Genomic DNA, 22035 nt, shown 5'->3' with positions numbered 1-22035 from the left:
CGGATGGTCTGACCGCTGTAGCGCGATGGTTGCCGGCGATCCAATGCGGGATCGGCCGGCCTGAGCAGTTCGACTATTGCGTAATCGTTGTGCTGCCAGTGGCGCCAAAGAATATTCCTTGCTGCGGAAATGCGGGCGTGCCGACATGCATTACCTGTATCGAGCCTGTTTTGTTCAAGTAGATCGCTGGATCAATGGCATTCGATACGCAGCTTGCGCCGGAGGATCGCACGCCGGGTGTGGCCACCGCCTGCGGGACCAGTTGCGCCGAGCACAGTCCAATGCGGTAGTCCGGGTTGCCGTTGAAGCTCGTTCTGAAATAGAACACGGCGGTCCCGGTCGGCGGGCCGCTGGGTTCCGGCACGCGGTCATCAATGGTTGCCACGACCGACAATTGGGTCCCCCCCGATACCTGCACTTGTGCGACCTCGGCAACCGCCATCTTCATTACGTGCGCCGTCGCAGTGGCGGTGGCAGTCGTGTTGTTTCCATCCGTGCTGGTTGCGGTAACAACGACAGGGCCAATGGTAGATACCGGCCTGACGGTCGGGCGAAGCCGGATCACGCCACTCGGATCAATGATCAAAGCGCTGCTGTTCGGACCGGTGCCTGTCATCCAGCTCACCGGGGTCGGCACATCGTTCATGTAGGCGGTGAATTGGCTGGTATAGCCGGCAGCAAGAAAATGCACCTCCTGCGGCTGGATCGTCAGCGACACCGGATAGGGCGTTGTCTGCGCAATATCGGCAAGCAACAGTGCATTTTCTTCCGCGGTAAGATTTTTCAATGCCGGCACTGTCTGAAGCAATGCCGCACGATCGGCCGCCGACATCGTCGCCATTTGGGCGGTCAGACTTTCCCGATGCTTTGCAGGCAGACTTTGCCATGCCGCCAAGGCGCTCAACTGTGCATTCTGGGCTTGCACGGCTTGCTGCTTTTGTTGTGCGGTGACTTTGCCGAAGGGTGATGCTTGCGCGCCTGACGTTTGGGCATGGGCGGCATTGAACATGCCTGTCGCGCAGAGTGCGCCGACGAGCATGGTTGTGCGGAAAAATTTCATGAAAGTCCTAAAGGAATAGATGACCGGTAGAAGCGCGGCGAGGGAGCCATCCTCCTTTATTAATGGGCCCATTGCTTGATGTGCCTCAAACTTCATCTGCAATTCATTGATGTTTCTTAATAACAAATGGTTGAAGTTATGTTTGTCATCACTGACGCAGTGGAGTTGCCGCATGCCATCGGGCCGCAGGCCTTGGAACCATCGGTTCAGCCGAAAAATTCGCCTGGTGTGGGAATCATTTTGCTCAAGACGAATCGTGCGGGCTGCGCAAGTCCCTGCAGCCTTGCGACGTTTGTTCGTGCGCTCCATCCATGGCTGTGATACCCCCGCTTAAGCAAAGCCTAATTCCCCATTTGCAAATGGCGAATTGTGATTGCCGCCGAGTTGCCGCATCCTGTGTGCATGCAAACTCACTCAACGGCAGTCATGCCTTCTCTTTCCGAATTGCAGCAATGGACAGGCCGCTCGGAGACAAAGTCCGACAGGATTACTGACATCCCGGTTGCCGCCATGCAGGCCACGCTCGACATCGACGCGCCGTTTCCCGCGGCCGGCGATGCATTGCCGCCGCTGTGGCACTGGCTGTATTTCCTGCCGCTGCACCGTCATTCCGACATCGGCGAGGACGGTCATGCAAAGCGTGGCGGTTTTCTGCCGCCGGTGCCGTTGCCGCGCCGCATGTGGGCAGGTGGCAGGCTGCAATTCCTGCAGCCGCTGCGCGTCGGCGATGCGATCGAGCGCACGTCGCGCATCGTGAGCGTGGATGCCAAGGAGGGCCGCAGCGGCAGCCTGGTGTTTGTGCTGGTGAGACATGAAATTGCCGGTCCGTCCGGGCCGGCGGTGGTGGAGGAGCATGACATCGTGTATCGCGGCATGGGCGGCGGCACGGCCACGGCCGCCGGCGTGCCGGCCCCGGCGGATCACGCCTGGGAGCGCACGATCCGCCCGGATGAAGTGATGCTGTTCCGCTATTCCGCGCTGACCTTCAACGGCCACCGCATTCATTACGATCGCTCGTATGTCACGTCCGTCGAAGGCTATCCCGGCCTGATCGTGCATGGCCCGCTGATTGCCACGTTGCTGCTGGAACTGGTGCGCGAGAAGCTTCCCGACGCGCAGGTCATCGGCTACCGCTTCAAGGCGGTGCGACCGCTGTTCGACACCGCCGACTTCAGCGTGTGCGGCAAGCCGTCCGAAGACGGCAGGAGCGTCAGCCTGTGGGCAAGGGATCCCGACGGCCTGCTGGCGATGGAAGCGACGGCGACGCTCGCGTGATCCGGTATTGGCGACATTTGAACACACCACAAGGAAAACCATGCTGAACGAGACCGACAAATACGAAGAGCTGCGCGCCGCGCTGCGCGGCCTGTGCGCCGAGTTTCCGGCGGAGTACTTCCGCAAGGTGGACGAGGAGCGAGGCTATCCGGAAGCCTTCGTCGAAGCCCTGACCCGCGCCGGATGGCTGGCCGCGCTGATTCCGCAGGAATACGGCGGCTCCGGACTGAGCCTGACCGAGGCCTCGGTCATCATGGAGGAGATCAACCGTTGCGGCGGCAATTCCGGCGTCTGCCACGGGCAGATGTACAACATGGGTACGCTGCTGCGCCACGGTTCGCCGGAGCAGAAGCGCGAATACCTGCCGAAGATCGCCAGCGGCGACCTGCGGCTGCAATCGATGGCGGTGACCGAGCCGACCACCGGGACCGATACCACCAAGATCAAGACCACCGCGGTGAAGAAGGGCGATCGCTATATCGTCAACGGGCAGAAGGTATGGATTTCGCGCATCCAGCATTCCGACCTGATGATCCTGCTGGCGCGCACCACGCCGCTGCAGGAAGTGAAGAAAAAATCCGAGGGCATGTCGATTTTCCTGGTGGACCTGCGCCAGGCGATCGGCAAGGGACTGACCGTGCGTCCGATACCGAACATGGTGAATCACGAAACCAATGAACTGTTCTTCGACAACCTGGAGATCCCGGCCGAGAACCTGATCGGCGAGGAGGGCATGGGTTTCAAGTACATCCTCGACGGACTCAACGCCGAACGCACACTGATCGCGGCCGAATGCATCGGCGACGGCTACTGGTTCATCGACAAGGTGGTCAAGTACGCAAGCGAGCGCATGGTGTTCGGCCGGCCCATCGGCCAGAACCAGGGCGTGCAGTTCCCGATCGCCCGCGCCTACGTCAACATCGAGGCCGCCAGCCTGATGCGCTACAAGGCGGCGGAACTCTTCGACAACCGCCAGCCCTGCGGCGCGCAGGCCAACATGGCGAAGATGCTCGCGGCGGACGCCTCCTGGGAAGCGGCGAATGCCTGCCTCCAGTTCCACGGCGGCTTCGGCTTCGCCTGCGAATACGACGTGGAGCGCAAGTTCCGCGAGACCCGCCTCTACCAGGTCGCGCCGATCTCGACCAACCTGATCCTGTCGCACGTGGCCGAGCATGTGCTCGGGCTGCCGCGCTCGTTTTAGGAAAGGGAAGAACGTGGCCTTGCCGCTTCCGTTGCAGGGAAAGCTCGAACTGCCGGTGATTGCCTCGCCGATGTTCATCGTCTCCGGTCCGGAACTGGTGATCGCCCAGTGCTGCGCGGGTATCGTCGGCGCCTTTCCGGCGCTCAATGCGCGCCCGCAGGAGGAGCTGGAACCCTGGATCGTGCGCATCCGCGCGAAGACCGAAGCTTTCCAGGCGGCGCACCCGGAACGCCGCGTCGCGCCGTTCGCCGTGAACCAGATCGTGCATCACTCCAACGTCCGGCTGGAGCACGACATGGACGTCTGCGTGCGCCAGAAGGTGCCGGTGGTGATCACCTCGCTGCGCTCGCCCGAGCATGTGGTGCGGCAGGTGCATGGCTATGGCGGCGTCGTGCTGCATGACGTCACCACGGTGCGCCATGCGCAGAAAGCACTCGAAGCCGGGGTCGACGGCCTGATCCTGGTATGCGCGGGGGCCGGCGGCCACGCCGGCACGCTCAGCCCGTTCGCGCTGGTCAATGAAATCCGCCGCTTCTACGACGGCCCGCTGGCGTTGTCGGGTTCGATCACCAACGGCAGCGCCGTGCTCGCCGCCCAGGCGATGGGCTGCGACCTGGCCTACATCGGCACCCGGTTCATCGCCACGCGCGAGGCGAATGCGCCCGACGAATACAAGCAGATGGTGATCGAGTCCAGCGCCGCCGACATTGTCTACACACCGTTCTTCTCCGGCGTGCCGGCCAACTACCTGCGCGGCAGCATCAAGGCCGCCGACCTCGATCCGGACGACCTGCCGCATGCCGATGCGTCGAAGATGAACTATGCCACCCGCCATGACAAGCCCAAGGCCTGGAAGGAAATCTGGGGCGCGGGGCAGGGCGTGGGCAACATCAGCGACAAGCCGCCGGTGGCCGACGTGGTGGCGCGCATGAAGCAGGAATACGAGCAGGCAAGAGGCCGGCTGTTCCAAGAATATGCAGCATAAGCAGCAGCAATCTGAAAGGAAAAAGGCATGCGCCCGCTTGACGGCATTACCGTAGTAACCCTGGAGCACGCCGTGGCGGCGCCGTTCGCCACCCGGCAGCTGGCCGACCTGGGCGCCCGCGTCATCAAGATCGAACGTCCCGGCGTCGGTGATTTCGCCCGCGCCTACGACAGCAGGGTGGACGGCATGGCGTCCTATTTCGTGTGGATCAACCGGTCCAAGGAAAGCCTCACGCTCGACGTGAAGAATCCCGAGGCCGCGAAGATTCTCAAGCAGCTGGTCGGCCAGGCGGATGTCCTGGTGCAGAACCTGGGGCCGGGCGCGGCGGCGCGCCTCGGCTTGTCCGCCGAAGCGCTGCGTCCCGCGCATCCCGGGCTGATCGTCTGCGACATTTCCGGCTACGGCAAGGACGGTCCCTACCGCGACAAGAAAGCCTACGACATCCTGATCCAGGCGGAGGCCGGGCTGCTGTCGGTGACAGGCACGCCGGAAGCGCCATCGCGTGCCGGGGTGTCGGCCGCCGATATCGCCGCCGGCATGTATGCCTACAGCAATATCCTCGCGGCGCTGATCCAGCGCGGCCGGACCGGCAAGGGCAGCCATATCGACGTCTCCATGCTGGAAGCGCTCGGCGAGTGGATGTCCAATCCGATGTACTACGCCTACAAGGGCGCGTCGCCGCCGCCGCGCGCCGCCTCCAGCCACCCGACCATCTATCCCTACGGCCCGTTCGCCACCGGCGACGGCAAGACCGTCCTGCTCGGTGTGCAGAACGAGCGCGAGTGGGCTTCCTTCTGCAGTAACGTGCTGCTGCGGCCCGAGGTGGCCGTCGATGAGCGCTTCAATTCCAACGTCGCGCGCAACGGCAACCGCGCCGCTCTCAAGGCGCTGATCGAAGACGTGTTCGGGACGCTGGACGCCGCGCAGATCACCCGGCGACTGGACGATGCCGGCATCGGCAATGCCAGCATGAACAGCATGAATGCGTTCTGGGAGCATCCGCAGCTGCAGGCGCGCGACCGCTGGCGCTCGGTGGATTCGCCGGTCGGCGAACTGCCGATGCTGCTGCCGCCGGGCGTCAATGACAGCTATGACTACCGCATCGACCCCATTCCGGCGCTCGGCCAGCATACCGACGCCATCCTGCACGAGCTTGGGTATGGAGACACCGATATCGGGCGCCTGCGCGACGCCGGCGCCATCTAACGAAAGAAGAGAGAAAACAATGAACCGAGAAGACAATCCAAGCGCCGTCCTGGCGCGCTTCGCCGCCGAGCTGCGCTTCGAACAGATTCCGGATGCGGTCGTGCGGCGGACCGAGGACCTGATGCTGGACTGGTTCGGCTCGGCGCTGGCCGGCAAGGGCATGCGCCCGATCGACATCATCGGGCGTTTTGCGCAGCAGATGGGGACCGGTGACGGGCCGTCGGAAATCCTGCCGTCACGCACGCGCTCGACGCCGTTGTTCGCCGCCATGGTCAATGCCGCGTCGTCGCACATCGCCGAGCAGGATGACGTCCACAACGGCTCGGTGTTCCACCCGGCCACCGTGGTGTTTCCGGTGGCGCTGGCGATCGCACAATCGCTCGGCAGTTCCGGGCGAGAGCTGTTGACGGCATCGGTGGCCGGCTACGAGGTCGGTATCCGTGTCGGGGAATTCCTCGGCCGTTCGCACTACAAGATTTTCCATACGACCGGTACCGCCGGCACCATCGCCGCCGCCGTCACCGCGGGCCGGTTGCTGAACCTGGACGCGGCACAGATGCTGCACGCGATCGGTTCGGCCGGCACGCAGGCCGCCGGACTGTGGGAGTTTCTCCGCGACGCCGCCGATTCCAAGCAGCTTCACACCGCGCACGCGGCCGCAAGCGGACTGACCGCCGCCTATCTCGCCAAGGACGGCTTCACCGGCGCGCGCCGCATCCTCGAAGGCGTGCAGGGCATGGCCGCGGGCATGTCGAGCGATGCCGATCCGGCGCGCCTGACGGACAGTCTGCGGGAGCGCTGGGCCACGGTGGAAACATCGTTCAAGTTTCACGCATCCTGCCGCCACACCCATCCGGCCGCCGACGCGCTGCTGCAGGTAATGCGGGAGAACGACCTGGCGCCGGAACGGATCGCAAAGGTCACCGCGCATGTGCACCAGGGCGCGATCGACGTGCTCGGACCGGTCGTCAACCCGGTCACCGTCCACCAGGGAAAATTTTCGATGGGCACGGTGCTTGGACTGATCGCCGTGTTCGGCAACGCCGGCATCCTCGAGTTCGAGGAATCCTTCAAGGACCCGCGCGTCGTCGCCGTGCATGACAAGGTGAAGATGGCCCTGGATATCGAGGTCGATACCGCCTACCCGGTGCGGTGGATCGGCAAGGTCAGCGTCGAAACGACCGATGGCCGCGTCCTGCACGGGCGCGTGGACGAGCCCAAGGGCGATCCCGGCAATACCCTCAGCCGGCCGGAACTGGAGGACAAGGCGTTGCGCCTGGCCCGTTTCAGCGGGGGCGCGAGCGACAGCGAGATGCGGCAGGCGTTCGACCGCATCTGGCGTATCGCCGGGGCTGACCGCATCGGCAGCCTGCTGGCCTGAAGACGGGGGCGTCATGGACACCGGCCAAACGGTTCAAAAGTCCTGCATCTCCTATCTGTTCGTGCCCGGCAACCGGCCAGAGCGCTTCGCCAGGGCATGCGGCAGCGGCGCGCATGCCGTCATCATCGATCTCGAGGATGCGGTCGCGCCGGAGTACAAGCGCGCCGCACGCGACGCCTGCGCCGCGACATTGGCGCAGCAGCGGCCGGTGCATGTGCCCGTGGTTGTCCGTATCAACGGCGCCGACACCGAATGGTTCGGCGACGACGTCGAGATGTGCCGGGCGGCCGGTGTCGCTGCGGTAGCCGGCGTCATGGTGCCGAAGGCGGAACGCATCGAGGACATGGCCCGGGTTGCGTCGCGCATCGGCGCGCAGGTGCCGTTGCTGCCGCTGATCGAGACCGCGCAGGGCATGTGGAACGTGATCGACATTGCGCGCCAGCCCGGCGTGCAGCGGCTGGCGTTCGGCTCCATCGATTTCCAGGTCGATCTCGGCATCGACGGCGACGGCGAGGAACTGCTGCACTTCCGCTCGCAGATGGTGCTGGCGTCGCGGGTGGCATGCATCCTGGCGCCGCTGGACGGCGTCACCACCGCCATCGACGACGAGGAACGCCTGCGTGCGGACACGCACAGGGCGCGGCGGCTGGGCTTCGGCGGCAAGTTGTGCATTCATCCGCGGCAGGTGGAGCCGGTCAATGCCGGTTTCCGCCCGAGCGAGGACGACGTGCGTTGGGCGCGGCGGGTCGTGCAACTTGCGGCGGGCGCGAACGGCGCCGCGGTATCGGTCGACGGCAAGATGGTCGACAAGCCCGTGATGCTGCGCGCGCAAGCGATACTCGCGCGCCTCTGAAGGCCGCATCATCCCTGCAAATCAGCAGGATTCAGCAGGATTCAACGGAAGGAAGAGACAAATGGCAAATCAGAACATGGTGCAGGACAAGGTGGTGGTCGTGACCGGCGCGGGTAACGGCATTGGCCGCGAGATCGCCCTGGCGATGGCGCGACAGGGCGCCCGGGTCGTCGTCAACGACATCGGCGCGTCGCTGACCGGCGACGCCACCGGCATGAACCCCGGCCAGCAGGTGGTGGAGGAGATCAAGGGCTTCGGCGGGCAGGCGATCGCCAATGCGGACAGCGTATCGGAAGCGGCTTCCGCGCAGCGCATTATCGAAGCCGCGGTCGACGCCTTCGGCCGCATCGACTGCGTGGTGAACAATGCCGGCATCCTGCGCGACCGCATCTTCCACAAGATGAGCGTCGAGGACTGGGATGCGGTCGTCAAGGTCCACCTGTACGGTGCCTATTTCACCAGCAAGGCGGCAGCACCCTACTTCAAGGAGCAGGAGTCGGGCAGCCTGGTGCACATGACCTCGGCGTCGGGGCTGGTCGGCAACATGGGGCAGGCCAATTATTCCGCCGCCAAGCTCGGCATCACCGCGCTGTCGAAGTCGATCGCGCTCGACATGCAGCGCTTCAATGTCCGTTCCAACTGCATCTGCCCGTTCGCCTGGAGCCGGATGACGAGTTCCATACCGGCCGACACCCCGGAGGAGCAGGCCCGCGTCGAACGCCTCAAGCAGATGACGCCGGACAAGATCGCGCCGCTTGCGGTCTATCTGGCAAGCGACGCGGCCGCCGATGTCAACGCGCAGGTCTTCGCCGTCCGCAACAACGAGATGTTCCTGATGAGCCAGCCGCGCCCGGTGCGTTCGGTGCACCGCTCCGAGGGATGGACGCCGGAGTCGATTGCCAGTCACGGGATGCCGGCGCTGAAAGCCGCGTTTTACGAACTGGACCGGTCCGCCGACGTGTTCAGCTGGGATCCGATCTGAGTACCGCGGGCCAACCAAACAACCTGGAGAAACACATGGAAGCAGCGGCATTGCAAACGATACGGTACGCGGTCGAGGACGGCGTGGCGACGATCACCCTCGACCGGCCGGCCCAGAAGAATGCGCTCGACATGAAGATGCGCACGGAACTCGCGGAAGCCATGGGCACGGTGCGACGCGACCGCGGCATCCATGCGCTGGTGCTGACCGGCGCCGGCGGCGCGTTCTGCGCCGGTGGCGACATCCGGGGCATGCAAAGCGGGGAAGGCACCGCCGAAGAAGGCCGCAACCGTATGCTCGACCTGCATTTGTGGGTGGAGGAACTGATCAATTTCGACCGCCCGGTGATCGCGGCGGTGGACGGTCCGGCGTTCGGCGCCGGATTCGGCCTCGCGCTGGCGGCGGACTTCGTGCTCGCCACGCCGCGCGCCCGCTTCTGCCTGTCCTTCCTCAAGCTGGGGCTCATCCCGGACTGCGGTGTGTTCTACACCCTGCCACGCGTGGTCGGCCTGCAGCGGGCAAAGGAGCTGGCGTTCTCGGCGCGCGAAGTCGGCGCTGAGGAAGCAAGGCAGCTCGGCATCGTCGCGGAGATCCACGAGCCGGAGGCCATCGCCGGGCGTGCCCGTCAGATCGCGCTCAGCTTCACGAACGCTTCGCTGACCGCGCTCAGCATCAGCAAGCGGGCATTCAACGCCTCGCCCACGAGCACCCTGGGCGCCTTGCTTGAGATGGAAGCGGCGGGGCAGGGCGTGGCGCGTTCCTCGGAATACCACCGCAAGGCGGTCGCCGCTTTCCTGAACAAAGAGCCGCCGCCGTTTGCGTGGCCGAAGTGAATCCATGCGCCGCCCCCCCGGGCGGCGTGCATTGCGGCATGTCGACTGACCTCAGCTCACCTTGCGTTCCTGCCCGCGCCAATACGGTTCGCGCAGCTGCGCCTTGACCACCTTGCCCGCGGCCGACAGCGGCATGGCTTCGCGGAACTCGACCGACTTCGGGCATTTGTAGCCCGCGAGCGCGGTCCTGCAATGCGCGCGCAGTTCCTCCTCGGTCGCCTGTGAGCCCGTCTGTAGCACCACGACCGCGTGCACGCTCTCTCCCCACTGCCTGCTCGGGATGCCGATCACGGCGCACACCGAGACGGCGGGGTGACGGGCCAGGATGTTTTCGACTTCGGCGGAGTACACGTTCTCGCCGCCGGTCACGATCATGTCCTTGATGCGGTCCACGATGTAGAGATAGCCGTCCTCGTCCAGGTAGCCGCCATCGCCGGTATGCAGCCAGCCGTCGCGCAGGGCGGCCGCCGTTTCCGCGGGCTTCTTCCAGTAGCCGAGCATGACGCATCCGCCGCGGATGATGACTTCGCCCACCGCTCCGCGGGGAAGTTCGTTGCCGTCGCTGTCGACGATCCGGATTTCGCATCCGTAGCCGGCCCGGCCGACTGACCGCACCAGGCCGCTTTTCCGCGCTTCGGGACCATGGTTGACGGGCGGGTTGCCGCAGACCGAGGCGGCGGTTTCAGTCATGCCGTAGGCGCTGGCGAACTCGACGCCGGGAAACAGGTCGAGCGTGCGCTCCAGCAGCGGCAGCGCGATCGGTGACGCGCCGTAGCTGATCCGCTTGATGGTGGCCATTTTCCTGCGTTCGAATGCCGGATGGTCGAGCAGCATCTGCAGCATGGTGGGCACCAGCATCAGGTCGTTGACGCCATGCCGTTCCACCGCGTCCAGCACGCCTTCCGCGGTGAAGGAAGGGACGATGACGATGGTATTGCCGCCGATCGACTGGCCCACCAGCCTGCCGGCGCCGCCGACATGGAACAGCGGCGTCGCGATCAGCGATATGCTGCCCGGCTGGCCGCCCATCTCCGCCATCCGGGCGATCGATGCAATCCAGAAATTGGTGTGGCTGAGCATGACGCCCTTGGGAAACCCGGTGGTGCCGCCGGTGTACAGGATGGCTGCGAGAGCGTCCCCGCCGCGCATCGCATCCTCGACCGGCGTGGCGTCGGCGATCAGGTCCTCGTAGCCGAGCATGCCCGGCGGCGTTGCCCTGTCGCCGGCGTAGATCAGGGTGTGCACGCAGCGTGTCCGCTCCTGGATCTGCTCCACCAGCGGCAGGTACTGGTCGTCGACGATCAGTACCTGGCTGTCGCAATCGGCCAGGGAGTACACGATCTCCGGCACGCTCCACCGGGTGTTGACCGGGTTGGTCACCGCGCCGGCCCACCATACCGCCTGGAAGTACTCGGCATAGCGGTCCGAGTTCAGTGCCAGCATCGCCACCCGGTCGCTGGCGCGGACGCCGAGCGATTGCAGCGCACCGGCCAGACGCGCCACGCGCTGCGCCATCTGGTGGAAAGTTTGTTGCCTGTCGCCAAAAACGGTGGCGATGCGCTCCGGATGATTCTGCTGCGCCCGATGCAGTCCCTGTGTCAGGTTCATTCCTCTTGTCTCCTCGTTGAAGGCGGTGCGCGGTGCGCGGTCGATGCGGCAGCGATGCCGTCCCGCAGGATGATCGCGTTCTTCCGCGTGGCGCGGCAATGGCGGTTCGTACCAAAACACGTTGGCCAAAGCTGCCAGGCACGGACCGCCTGAGCATTTCTGCCATCCCGGAATCAGCGATCCTGCCATTGGCCGCGGTTTGCCGTGCCGATAAAATTCTCCGCATAGATCATTACGGAGAGAGACAGCCATGACCAACAAGCCGCCGCTGCAAGGCGTGAAAGTCCTCGACCTGACCCGTCTGCTGCCCGGTCCCGTCTGCACCCAGCACCTGGCCGACATGGGCGCCGACGTAATCAAGATCGAGGATACCGGGGCGGGCGATTACACCGCGGCCCCGGTGAAGGTTCTCGTCAACCGCAACAAGCGCGGCATCCGCCTCGACCTCAAGCAGCCGTCCGCCGTGCAAGCCTTTCTCGACCTCGCGCGCACCGCGGACATCGTGGTCGAGGGATTTCGTCCCGGCATCGTGGACCGGCTCGGCATCGGCTATGAGCAGGTCTCCGCCGTCAATCCCGGCGTGGTGTATTGCAGCATCACCGGCTATGGCCAGACCGGCCCGTTCCGCGACCTCGCCGGGCACGACATGAACTACGCCGGCTATGCCGGCGCACTGGATCAGGTCGGCACCGATGCCTCCACGCTGGCGCTGTCCAACCTCCCGATCGCCGACCTGATGGGCGGCTCGCTGACGGCGGTGATGGGCATCCTGGCGGCGCTGTTCGATGCGTCGCGCACCGGAAACGGCCGCTTCCTCGATGTCGCCATCAGCGATGGCACGCTCGCGCACGCGGTGCTGCCGCTGGCGCGCGTCAACAGCGAGGGCAAGGCGCGGCCCGCAGGCGGCGACAGCATCTCGGGCGGACTGCCCAACTATGTTCCCTATCACACGCGTGACGGCAGAGTCCTTGCCGTTGCCGCGCTCGAACCGAAATTCTGGGAGAAATTCTGCGAGGTGATTGAGCGGCCCGACCTGAAGGCCTGCGACCGCAATGCACCGCCGGAACAGTTGCGCCGGATACGGGATGAAGTCACCCGCATCGTGGCATCGCTGACGCTGGCCGAATGGGAAGAAAAGCTTGCCGGCGCGGACTGCTGCGTCAGTCCGGTACTGAAGCTGGAAGAAAGCCTGCGGCACCCGCATTTCCGCGCACGCGGCATGGTGCACGAGACCACGCATCCGCAACTCGGCGCCATGACCCATGTCGGCTTTCCGGTCAAGATGAGCGGCTTCGAATTTTCGGTCGGTCGCCATGCGCCGGCGGCCGGCGAGCATACCGTCGAAATCCTGCGCGAACTCGGCTATCCGGACGAAGCCATCACCGCGCTGCGGGAAAGCCGCGCCGCCCTGTAGCGGCCGGCAGTTCCACCCGGCAATGCCGGGTGAGCGCTGCATGCGCCGCTGATCACGCCTGAAATTCACCCCATCCCGCTTAGTCCCCGCTGAAAGCCCGCTTTGTGAAAAGCGAATTGCACGCCGGCGGAAATGCGGCCATCCTTGCTGCGTGCATAATCAGGGCGCATCGGGATGCCGGTGCACCGATGCCAATCCAGGGGGGAACATGCCATGAAGCCTTGCGCCGGGCGATTCGATACACTCTGGTTTCCAAGGAACAAGCGGTTGCCCGGGTTATCCAACATGACGGTCACTCACAACACGATTGCGATTCTCCAGGTCGAGCAGATTCTGCAGGGTGTGCGAGAGCAGGGCCGGGATGTTTCCGCCATCCTGCTGCGCTCCGGCATTTCGCCTGCCCTGCTGGAGTCGCCGCTGTCGCGTGTTTCCCAGGCGCAGTACACGGCCCTCATCCGCACGCTCACCCGCATCACCCGCGACGAGCTGTGGGGCCTGTGCTCGCGTCCGGTAAAAATCGGCACCTTCGCCCGCAATTGCCGCGCACTGGTTCATTGCCGCTCGCTGCGCGAAGCCCTTACCGAAGGTTTCCGCTATTACCACCTGGCGCTGGAAGACATGGCGCCGCGCCTGCGCATCGAAGGCGAGATCGCCCACGTCGTGCTGCAGTCGCGCGCCGAACGCAATGCGCGGCTGCGCTTCGTCGAACGCACCTTCATGTTCTTTACCTTCGGCCTTGCCTGCTGGCTGGTGGCGCGACGGATTCCGCTGATCGATGTCGACTACAGCAACGCCGACAGGAAACTCTCGTCCGACGCATTCCGCGTCTTCCAGGCCACGGTGCATTACCAGGACGGTCCGGTCGGCTTTCGTTTTGAAAAAAGATGGCTCGACCTGCCGGTGGTGCAGAACGTGCAGAGCGTGGAGGAATTCCTGCATCAGGCACCCGCCAGCCTGCTGGTCAAATACCGCGACCATGCCAACGTCACCGAGCGCATCCGGCGCATTCTGCGCCGCCACCTGGACGGCGAGATGCCCTCGCTCGAAGAAGTCAGCAAGTCGCTCGCCGTCACGCCGCAGACCCTCAGGCGGCGTCTCCAGGACGAGGGGCAGGGTTACCAGACCATCAAGGACGACCTGCGGCGCGATGTCGCCATCGAATACCTTGCGCGGGCGGATCTCACCCTGATCGAGATCGCCAATCTGGTCGGCTTTTCCGAGCCCAGCACCTTTCATCGCGCGTTCAAGAAATGGACCGGGGTAGCGCCGGGCGAATACCGCAATACGCGGCTGCACGCGGCGGATGCAAGGGCAGACGTCCGTGCCGGGACATCGTCCATGCACGCCTGATGCCGGATTGGCGCAGCCGCTCCGCACCTGTTCACCCGATGTTTCCCCGCTGTAAGGCAAGTCACTTCAACCACGTGGGGATATAGGCGCCTGCACACCGCTCCCTGTACTTTTTGGCCAATGCATTTTGTCGCCGTACGCCATTGTCCGCGCAGGCCGCGGCAGGCAATCTAAACACCATTGTGAAACCAGATTGACCCAAGAGGAGAATCAACAGTGAGCCGAAAAGTACATGTAGTGGGCGTAGGCATGATCCCGTTCACCAAGCCGGGCGCCAGCGAGCCTTACTCCGTCATGGGCGCGCGCGCCGCGAAACAGGCGCTGGACGATGCGCGCCTCGAATACAAATTCATCGAGCAGGCCTATGCCGGCTATGTCTACGGCGACTCGACCTCCGGCCAGGCCGCCGTATATGGCGTGGGCGTGACCGGCATCCCGGTCTTCAACGTCAACAACAACTGCTCCAGCGGTTCCACCGCGCTGTTCCTCGCCCGCCAGGCGATCGAAAGCGGCGCGGCGGAATGCGTGCTGGTGCTCGGTTTCGACCAGATGAGCCCGGGTGCGCTGAAGGGCGCCTACGATGACCGTCCTTCTCCACTGGCCCGCTTCCAGGATTCGATGGCGGCCGTGCAGGGCTTCGAGGACGGCGTGCCGCGCGCGGCCCAGTTCTTCGGCGGCGCCGGGCGTGCCCACATGGAACGCTTCGGCACCAAGGCCGAAACCTTCGCCCGCATCTCGGTGAAGGCGCGGCAGCACGCGGCCCGCAACCCGCTGGCGATTTTCCGCCAGACCGTCACGCTGGACGAAGTGATGGCCGCTCCCAAGGTCTTCAATCCGCTCACCCGCCTGCAGTGCTGCCCGCCGACCTGCGGCGCCGCCGCGGCGATCCTGACCTCGGACGCGTTCGCGAAGAAGCATGGCCTCGATACCCGGGTCTTCATCGCGGGCCAGGCCATGACGACCGACACCGCCAGCACCTTCGACTCCGGCGACATGCGTCGCGTGGTCGGCTATGACATGACGGCAGCCGCCGCCAACCGCGTGTACGAAGCGACCGGCGTCGGACCCGAGGATGTGGACGTGGTCGAGCTGCACGACTGCTTCACCGCCAACGAACTGATCACCTATGAAGGCCTGGGCCTGACCGCGGAAGGCACGGCCGAGAAGTTCATCCTCGACGGCGACAACACCTACGGCGGCAAGGTTGTCGTCAATCCGTCGGGTGGCCTGCTGTCGAAAGGGCATCCGCTGGGCGCTACCGGACTGGCGCAATGCGCCGAACTGGTGTGGCAGCTGCGCGGCCAGGCCGACCAGCGCCAGGTGGAAGGCGCGCGCGTCGCCCTGCAGCACAACCTCGGCCTCGGCGGTGCCTGCGTGGTCACGATGTACCAGGCGGCGTAAGCGGCGGCGGGAAGGCCAACATCATGATCGACAGAAAATATATCGGACATGTGCTGCCGCGCTACGCGGTAGACGTCGAGAAGGGGCGGCTGCGCTTCTTCGCCAAGGCCATCGGCCAGGCCGATCCGGTCTACAGCGATGAAGCCGCGGCGAGCAGGGCCGGCCATCCGGCCCTGCCGGTGCCGCCGACCTTTCTGTTCTGCCTGGAGATGGATTCGCCGAATCCCTCCGCGGTGCGGGATCTGCTCGGCATCGACATCGGCAAGGTCCTGCACGGCGAGCAGAACTTCACCTATCACGCGATGGCTTATGCGGGCGACCGGCTCAGTTTCGAGCAGCGCATCGCCGACATCTATGACAAGAAGAACGGCGCGCTCGAGTTTGTGGTGCGCGAGACGCGGGTCACCAACCAGCACGGCGCGCTTGTCGCCGAACTGCGCGGCGTGACGGTGGTTCGCAACGGTTGACCATGGCCAGCCGGCCTCACAGGAAAAAGAATGGACCGAATGACATTTGATGCGGTACGGGTTGGCGACGAGATCGCTTCCTACACCACTGCCCCGATCACCCGGCATGCGCTGGCGCTGTATTGCGGCGCATCGGGCGACCACAATCCCATCCACGTGGACATCGACTTCGCACACAGGGCCGGCATGCCGGATGTATTCGCGCACGGCATGCTGTCCATGGCCTATCTCGGCCGCGTGCTGACCGATTGGGTGCCGCAGGACAGGCTGCGCGGTTTCGGCGTGCGCTTCGCCGCGATCACCCATGTGGGCGATGCCATCACCTGCAGCGGCAAGGTGGTGGAGAAATTCGAGAAGGATGGCGAGCAGCGGGTGCGGGTCGAACTGACCACCACCGACCAGAACGGCGAGATCAAGCTCAGGGGCGATGCGGTCATCGCCCTGGCGTAACGACCACAGGAAACGGACACAGGAGACAGACATGAGAAAACTTGAAGGCAAGGTAGCAATCGTATCCGGCTCGGGCCGCGGCATCGGGCGCGAAATCGCGATAAAGCTCGCCAGCGAAGGCGCGAGCGTGGTCATCAACGATCTGGATGAAGGCGCGGCCAACGAAACGCTGGAAGTGATCCGCGCCGCCGGCGGCAAGGCGCTGGCCTGCATCGGCAGCGTCACCGACGCCGACTTCGGCGAGCGCTTCGTCGCCACCGCCGTCGATGGCTTCGGCGGGCTGGACATCATCGTCAACAACGCCGGCTATACCTGGGACAACGTGATCCAGAAAATGACCGACGAGCAATGGGAAGCGATCCTGCAGGTACACCTGACCGCGCCTTTCCGCATCCTGCGCGCGGCATCGGAGTTCATCCGCAGCGCGGCCAAGAAGGAGGCGGAAGCCGGCCAGGAGGTATTCCGCAAGGTGGTCAATATCTCTTCCACCTCGGGCGTGATGGGCAACGCCGGCCAGGCCAACTATTCCGCCGCCAAGGCAGGCATCAACGGCCTGACCAGGGCGCTGGCCAAGGAGTGGGGCCGCTACAAGGTGAACGTCAACAGCGTCGCCTTTGGCCTGATCAAGACGCGGCTGACGGAAGCCGCGGCGGACGCCGACGCCAGCATCGATATCGAAGGCCGCAAGATCAAGGTCGGCGTCAATCCGCAGGTGCTCAAGAATGCCGAGGCGCTGATCCCGGTGGGCCGCGCCGGCACGCCGGAAGAGGCGGCGGGCGCGGTTTACCTGTTCTGCCTGCCGGAATCGAATTACATCAGCGGCCAGGTACTGGTCTGCGGCGGCGGCCGGCCGTAAGCCTTCCGTCCTTCAGCCCACTTACCCCGGCGCGCCGCGCCGGGTGTTCCAACATCTATCGGCCACGCACATGAGCGCCTACGCCACACCCTGGATGAACCCGGACCTGGAACTTTTCCGGGATTCCATCCGCAGGTTTTTCGACAATGAAGTCACGCCGCATGAAGACAAGTGGCGGGCCCAGCATTACCCCGACCGCCAGATATGGCGCAAGGCGGGCGAGATCGGCATGCTGTGCGCCAGCATTCCGGAGGAATACGGCGGCGGAGGAGGAGACTTCCTGCACGAGGCGGTGATCTGCATCGAACAGAACCGGGCGCTGTCGAACAGCTTCAGCCTGAATGTCCACAGCGGCATCCTGGCCCACTACATCCTGCGCTACGGCACCGAAGAACAGAAGCGGCACTGGCTGCCGAAAATGTCGACCGGCGACATGGTCGGCGCCATCGCGATGACCGAGCCTTCCGCCGGTTCCGACCTGCAGAGCATCAAGACCACGGCGGTGCGCGAAGGCGGCGAGTATGTGATCAACGGTTCCAAGACCTTCATCACCAATGGCTATCATGCCGACCTCCTCTGCGTGGCGGTCAAGACCGACCCGCAGGCGAAAGGCCGCGGCGTGTCGCTGATCATGCTCGAGACGAAAGACCTGAAAGGGTTCCGCCGCGGCAGCTTCCTGGAAAAGATCGGCCAGCGCGGGCAGGACACGGTGGAACTGTTCTTCGACGACGTCCGGGTGCCGGTGGAAAACCGGCTCGGTCCGGAAGAGGGCAAGGGCTTCGCGCAGCTGATGGAACAGCTGCCGCAGGAACGGTTGCTGATCGCCATCGGCGCGGTGGCGGTGATGCAGCGCGCGGTGCAGGAAACGTCGGACTATGTGCGCCAGCGCCAGGCGTTCGGCCAGCCGCTGATGGCACTGCAGAACACCCGCTTCAAGCTGGCGGAATGCAAGACCACGGCGACCATCGCACAGACATTCGTCGACCAGTGCGTGATGCAGCTGCTGGCCGGCAAGCTCGACGCGCAGACGGCCGCCATGGCGAAATGGTGGACCACGCAGATGAACTGCCAGGTGATCGACGAATGCCTTCAGCTGCATGGCGGCTACGGCTACATGCTGGAGTACCCGATCGCGCGCATGTACGCCGATGCGCGGGTCGGCAAGATCTACGGCGGTTCCAACGAGATCATGAAGGAAGTCATTGCACGCGCCATGGAGCGCGACTAGCAGGCCCGTGGCCGCGGGGCCATCCCGGCGCCAGCGGCAACGCAGGCCGACGCAAATCACACCATCGAGAATGGAGACAACATCTTGTCGACGCTGCACTATCGCCATTGGCCCAAGGGGTTTCCCAAAACCCTGCACGTTCCCGAGACGAGTCTGTACTACAACCTCGAAGCCGCCGCCCGCCGCTATCCGGACAAGGCGGCGCTCGTCTTCTACGACACCATCGTCAGCTACGCCGATCTGAAGCGCGAGGTGGATGCGCTGGCGGGATTCCTGCAGCAGCGATTCGGCGTCGGCAAGGGTGATCGCGTGCTGCTGATGAGCCAGAACTGTCCGCAGTTCGTGGTCGCCTACTACGCCATCATGCGCGCCGACGCGGTGGTGGTGCCGGTGAATGCGATGAGCACCGCGCGCGAGCTGGACCATTATGTTGCCGACTCCGGCGCCCGCGCGGCCATCGTGGCCCAGGAACTCTACAAATCCATTCTTCCGTGCATCGGGGAAGGCAAGCTGCGGCATGTTCTCGTGCACCGCTACGGCGATTACCTGCGCGAGAGCACCGCGATGACCATTCCCGAGGCGCTCCTGGAGCCGGACGCCGGCATCACGGACAAGGAGGTCGCGTCGTGGAACGCGGCGCTCGCCGCCGCATGCGTCCCTGCGCCGCACCTGGCCGGCAAGGACGATATCTGCCTGTTGCCCTACACCTCCGGCACCACCGGCCTGCCCAAGGGCTGTATCCATACGCATGGAACCCTGATGGCCGTCGCGGCCAATACGCAGGTCTGGCGCCAGCTGTTCCCGACCTCGGTATTCCTTGCCGTCGCGCCGACCTTCCATCTGCTCGGCATGCAGAACGGCATGAACATCCCGATCCTGCTCGGTGCGACCGCGCTGCTGATGACGCGCTGGGACCGTGACAACGCGGCCTCGCTGGTGAGCCGCTATGGCGCGACCATGTGGGCGGCGCCTCCCGCGATGGTGCTCGACTTCTTCGCCAATCCCGACCTCGACCGCTACGACCTGTCCAGCCTGACGCTGATCACGGGCGGCGGCGCGGCGATGCCGGAAGCAGTCGCGCACATGCTGCGCGAGAAATTCGGGCTCGAATATATCGAGGGCTACGGCATGACCGAAACCGCCTCCGGCACGCACACCAATCCGCTCTGCCGGCCCAAGCGCCAATGCCTGGGCATGCCGGTGTTCGGCGTCGATTCGCGCATTATCGATCCGGCGACGCTGGAAGAGCTGCCGCATGGGCAGGTGGGCGAAATCGTCACCCATGGTCCGCAGGTCATGAAAGGCTATTGGAACAATGAGCAGGCGGACCGGCAGGTGTTTTTCGAACTCGACGGCAAGCGCTTCATCCGCACCGGCGACCTCGGTTACGTGGATGAGGACGGCTATTTTTTCATGTGCGACCGTCTCAAACGGATGATCAATGTCTCCGGCTACAAGGTGTGGCCGGCGGAAGTCGAGAACATGATGTATTCGCATCCCTCCGTGCATGAGGCTTGCATCGTCGGCACGCATGACGAGCGGCGCGGCGAGTCGGTCAAGGCGATTCTCGTGATCAAGCCGGAAAGCCGGGGCAGTCTCAGCGAAGGTGACATCATCGCGTGGTGCCGCGAGCAGATGGCGGCGTACAAGGTCCCGCGCGCAGTGGAGTTCGTCGAGGCGCTCCCGAAATCGAGCACGGGGAAAATCCTGTGGCGCGAGCTGCAGGAGAAGGAAAACCGGGTGCAGTGACACCTGCCTGTTCAGTGGTGCGCTTGCTTTCGTTGCGCATGCCGGATGTCCGCGGCACGCGCCGCATTAACACCAGCCAAAGCGGTGCTTCCGCAAATGCAAATTGTGAAGCGCACGGCAATCGGCGATAGTGGAACGGTGATAAAGGCAGTATGCGCCGGGCTACAGAACACCCTGTACCCGGCCCGACCATGAAACTACAGGAGACAGCAATGCGGATGAAATTCGGCACCTTTGCCCGGACCGGCCTGATGGCCTGTGCCTTCATGCTTTCACTCGGCGCGGCCCATGCGCAAGACGCAAAGAACTATCCGGACAAGATGATCAAGGTCGTCGTGCCCTATCCGGCGGGCGGCGCGACCGACACGCTTGGACGCATGCTGGCCAACCGCCTTGAAGGAAGCTGGAAGCAGAGCGCGATCGTGGAAAACAAGCCGGGTGCCAGCGGCAACATCGGCAGCGATCAGGTCGCCAAGTCCGCTCCCGACGGCTACACCGTACTGGTCGGCATCACGGCGATGATCCAGGCGCCTTTCCTCTACGGCAAGATGCCGTTCGATCCGTTCAAGGCGTTCCAGCCGGTAGCGCTGCTGGCACGCTCGGCCGATCTTTTCGTGGTGCCGGTCGCGACGCCCGCCAATACCCTGAAAGACTTTGTCGCCCTGGTGAAGGCGAATCCCGGCAAGTACAACTACGGTTCCTATGGCAACGCCACTTCGTCGCATATCCACGGCGAGATGCTCAAGAGCCAGACTGGCGCCGACCTGATGCACGTGCCATACAAGGGTGCGGCCCCGCTGGTCTCCGACCTGCTGGGCGGCCAGATCACTTCGGCCTTTGTCGATGTCGCGTCAATCCGCAGCCACTTGAGCTCCGGCAAGTTCAAGGTGCTGGCCGTGACCGGCGCGCAGCGCTTCAAGATCCTTCCCGACGTGCCGACCATGACCGAGCTCGGTTACAAGGCCTTCGAGCCTTATGGCTGGTTCGGCGTGTTCGTCCCGGCCGGAACGCCGAAGGAGATCGTCAACAAGCTGTCCGAGGAAGTCGCGGCGATGGTGCGCAGTCCGGAAGGCAGCGCCAAGATCGAAGGCCTCGGCCTGCAGGCGGGCGGCGAGAAGGCCGACGAGTTCGGCCGCATCATGAAGACCGACTCCGAGATCTGGGGCAAGGTCATCAAGGACTCGAACATCCGCATCGAGTGATGTCCGCCGGCGGAAACAGCTAACAGGAGCAGATCCACATGCAAGAATCATTCGACTTCACCGGCCGGACGGTATTCGTGTCCGGCGGCAGCAGCGGCATCAACCTCGGCATCGCGGATGCCTTCGCCGCCCGCGGTGCCGCTGTCGCGGTCATGAGCCGTTCGCAGGACAAGATCGATGCCGCGGTGGAACACCTGCAGCGGCATGGGGGCAAGGCCATCGGCTTCGCCGCCGACGTGCGCGAGCCCGCCGCCGTGGCCGAAGCGCTGAAGTCGGCGCATGCCGCTTTCGGGGATTTCGATGTGCTGGTATCCGGCGCGGCCGGCAACTTCGTGTCGCCCGCGCTGAACATGTCGCCCAACGGCTTCAAGACCGTGGTCGATATCGACCTGCTCGGCACCTTCAATGTGATCCGGCAGGCGCACCAGTACCTGCGCCGGCCCGGCGCTTCCGTGATCAACATTTCAGCGCCGCAATCGTTCAATCCCACGATCTACCAGGCCCACGTATGTGCGGCCAAGGCCGGGGTCGACA

Annotated in this window: 20 protein-coding genes; 18 read left to right on the top strand and 2 right to left on the bottom strand. The window is 64.5% G+C overall.

Going from position 1 to position 22035, the window contains the following annotated elements; all coding sequences use genetic code 11:
• Nucleotides 1-73: 73 nt before the first annotated feature.
• Nucleotides 74-1060 carry a hypothetical protein gene (locus V7080_RS06255; RefSeq protein ID WP_334187547.1) on the bottom strand — a complete coding sequence of 329 codons (987 nt, stop codon included), beginning with the start codon at nucleotides 1058-1060 and terminating at the stop codon, nucleotides 74-76.
• 426 nt (nucleotides 1061-1486) lie between these two features.
• On the opposite strand from V7080_RS06255, the gene V7080_RS06250 reads away from it, so the two are divergent.
• The 8 genes from V7080_RS06250 (at nucleotide 1487) to V7080_RS06215 (ending at nucleotide 9776) form a co-directional block, all read left to right on the top strand.
• Nucleotides 1487-2335 (top strand): FAS1-like dehydratase domain-containing protein, encoded by an 849-nt coding sequence (locus V7080_RS06250; protein WP_334187546.1) that lies wholly within the window; start codon nucleotides 1487-1489, stop codon nucleotides 2333-2335.
• A gap of 40 nt (nucleotides 2336-2375) precedes the next feature.
• Nucleotides 2376-3536 (top strand): acyl-CoA dehydrogenase family protein, encoded by a 1161-nt coding sequence (locus tag V7080_RS06245; protein WP_334187545.1) that lies wholly within the window; start codon nucleotides 2376-2378, stop codon nucleotides 3534-3536.
• Between the two features lie 13 nt (nucleotides 3537-3549).
• A complete protein-coding gene (locus V7080_RS06240; protein WP_334187544.1) occupies nucleotides 3550-4521 on the top strand; it encodes an NAD(P)H-dependent flavin oxidoreductase in 972 nt (323 codons plus the stop codon).
• Between the two features lie 27 nt (nucleotides 4522-4548).
• Complete coding sequence (locus V7080_RS06235; RefSeq protein WP_334187543.1) at nucleotides 4549-5727, top strand: CaiB/BaiF CoA transferase family protein; 1179 nt, start codon at nucleotides 4549-4551, stop codon at nucleotides 5725-5727.
• 19 nt (nucleotides 5728-5746) lie between these two features.
• Entirely contained in the window at nucleotides 5747-7108 is a 1362-nt protein-coding gene (locus V7080_RS06230; protein WP_334187542.1) for an MmgE/PrpD family protein, read from the top strand.
• A gap of 13 nt (nucleotides 7109-7121) precedes the next feature.
• A complete protein-coding gene (locus V7080_RS06225) occupies nucleotides 7122-7961 on the top strand; it encodes an HpcH/HpaI aldolase/citrate lyase family protein (protein WP_334187541.1) in 840 nt (279 codons plus the stop codon).
• Nucleotides 7962-8037: 76 nt separating this feature from the next.
• Nucleotides 8038-8943: an SDR family NAD(P)-dependent oxidoreductase gene (locus V7080_RS06220; protein WP_442947192.1), complete on the top strand. Its 906-nt coding sequence runs from the start codon at nucleotides 8038-8040 to the stop codon at nucleotides 8941-8943.
• A 35-nt stretch (nucleotides 8944-8978) separates the two neighbouring features.
• Nucleotides 8979-9776, top strand: coding sequence for an enoyl-CoA hydratase/isomerase family protein (locus V7080_RS06215; protein WP_334187539.1), 798 nt, complete (start codon nucleotides 8979-8981; stop codon nucleotides 9774-9776).
• 51 nt (nucleotides 9777-9827) lie between these two features.
• On the opposite strand, the gene V7080_RS06210 is transcribed toward V7080_RS06215, so the two are convergent.
• Nucleotides 9828-11384, bottom strand: a complete 1557-nt coding sequence (locus tag V7080_RS06210; protein ID WP_442947191.1) for a long-chain-fatty-acid--CoA ligase — start codon at nucleotides 11382-11384, stop codon at nucleotides 9828-9830.
• Between the two features lie 250 nt (nucleotides 11385-11634).
• Between V7080_RS06210 and V7080_RS06205 the strand changes: the two genes are divergently transcribed.
• The 10 genes from V7080_RS06205 to V7080_RS06160 form a co-directional block, all read left to right on the top strand.
• Entirely contained in the window at nucleotides 11635-12798 is a 1164-nt protein-coding gene (locus V7080_RS06205; protein WP_334187538.1) for a CaiB/BaiF CoA transferase family protein, read from the top strand.
• A gap of 285 nt (nucleotides 12799-13083) precedes the next feature.
• The gene (locus tag V7080_RS06200; protein ID WP_334187537.1) at nucleotides 13084-14148 is read left to right on the top strand and encodes an AraC family transcriptional regulator; all 1065 of its coding nucleotides are present in this window, start codon (nucleotides 13084-13086) and stop codon (nucleotides 14146-14148) included.
• Nucleotides 14149-14364: 216 nt separating this feature from the next.
• The gene (locus V7080_RS06195; RefSeq protein ID WP_334187536.1) at nucleotides 14365-15549 is read left to right on the top strand and encodes a lipid-transfer protein; all 1185 of its coding nucleotides are present in this window, start codon (nucleotides 14365-14367) and stop codon (nucleotides 15547-15549) included.
• A 23-nt stretch (nucleotides 15550-15572) separates the two neighbouring features.
• Nucleotides 15573-16016, top strand: coding sequence for a MaoC family dehydratase N-terminal domain-containing protein (locus tag V7080_RS06190; protein ID WP_334187535.1), 444 nt, complete (start codon nucleotides 15573-15575; stop codon nucleotides 16014-16016).
• A gap of 30 nt (nucleotides 16017-16046) precedes the next feature.
• Complete coding sequence (locus V7080_RS06185) at nucleotides 16047-16466, top strand: MaoC family dehydratase (RefSeq protein ID WP_334187534.1); 420 nt, start codon at nucleotides 16047-16049, stop codon at nucleotides 16464-16466.
• A 31-nt stretch (nucleotides 16467-16497) separates the two neighbouring features.
• Nucleotides 16498-17322 carry an SDR family NAD(P)-dependent oxidoreductase gene (locus tag V7080_RS06180; protein ID WP_334187533.1) on the top strand — a complete coding sequence of 275 codons (825 nt, stop codon included), beginning with the start codon at nucleotides 16498-16500 and terminating at the stop codon, nucleotides 17320-17322.
• Between the two features lie 70 nt (nucleotides 17323-17392).
• A complete protein-coding gene (locus V7080_RS06175) occupies nucleotides 17393-18550 on the top strand; it encodes an acyl-CoA dehydrogenase family protein (protein ID WP_334187532.1) in 1158 nt (385 codons plus the stop codon).
• A gap of 84 nt (nucleotides 18551-18634) precedes the next feature.
• Nucleotides 18635-20299 (top strand): long-chain fatty acid--CoA ligase, encoded by a 1665-nt coding sequence (locus V7080_RS06170; RefSeq protein ID WP_334187531.1) that lies wholly within the window; start codon nucleotides 18635-18637, stop codon nucleotides 20297-20299.
• A 212-nt stretch (nucleotides 20300-20511) separates the two neighbouring features.
• Nucleotides 20512-21501 (top strand): Bug family tripartite tricarboxylate transporter substrate binding protein, encoded by a 990-nt coding sequence (locus tag V7080_RS06165; protein WP_334187530.1) that lies wholly within the window; start codon nucleotides 20512-20514, stop codon nucleotides 21499-21501.
• 38 nt (nucleotides 21502-21539) lie between these two features.
• The coding region (locus V7080_RS06160; protein ID WP_334187529.1) for an SDR family NAD(P)-dependent oxidoreductase at nucleotides 21540-22035 on the top strand (496 nt) is incomplete at its 3' end.

It is taken from the genome of Noviherbaspirillum sp. (assembly GCF_036846085.1).
Lineage (GTDB): Bacteria > Pseudomonadota > Gammaproteobacteria > Burkholderiales > Burkholderiaceae_D > Noviherbaspirillum.
The sequence above is the reverse complement of the archived record's forward strand: the minus strand, read 5'-3'. Positions and strand labels throughout refer to the sequence as shown.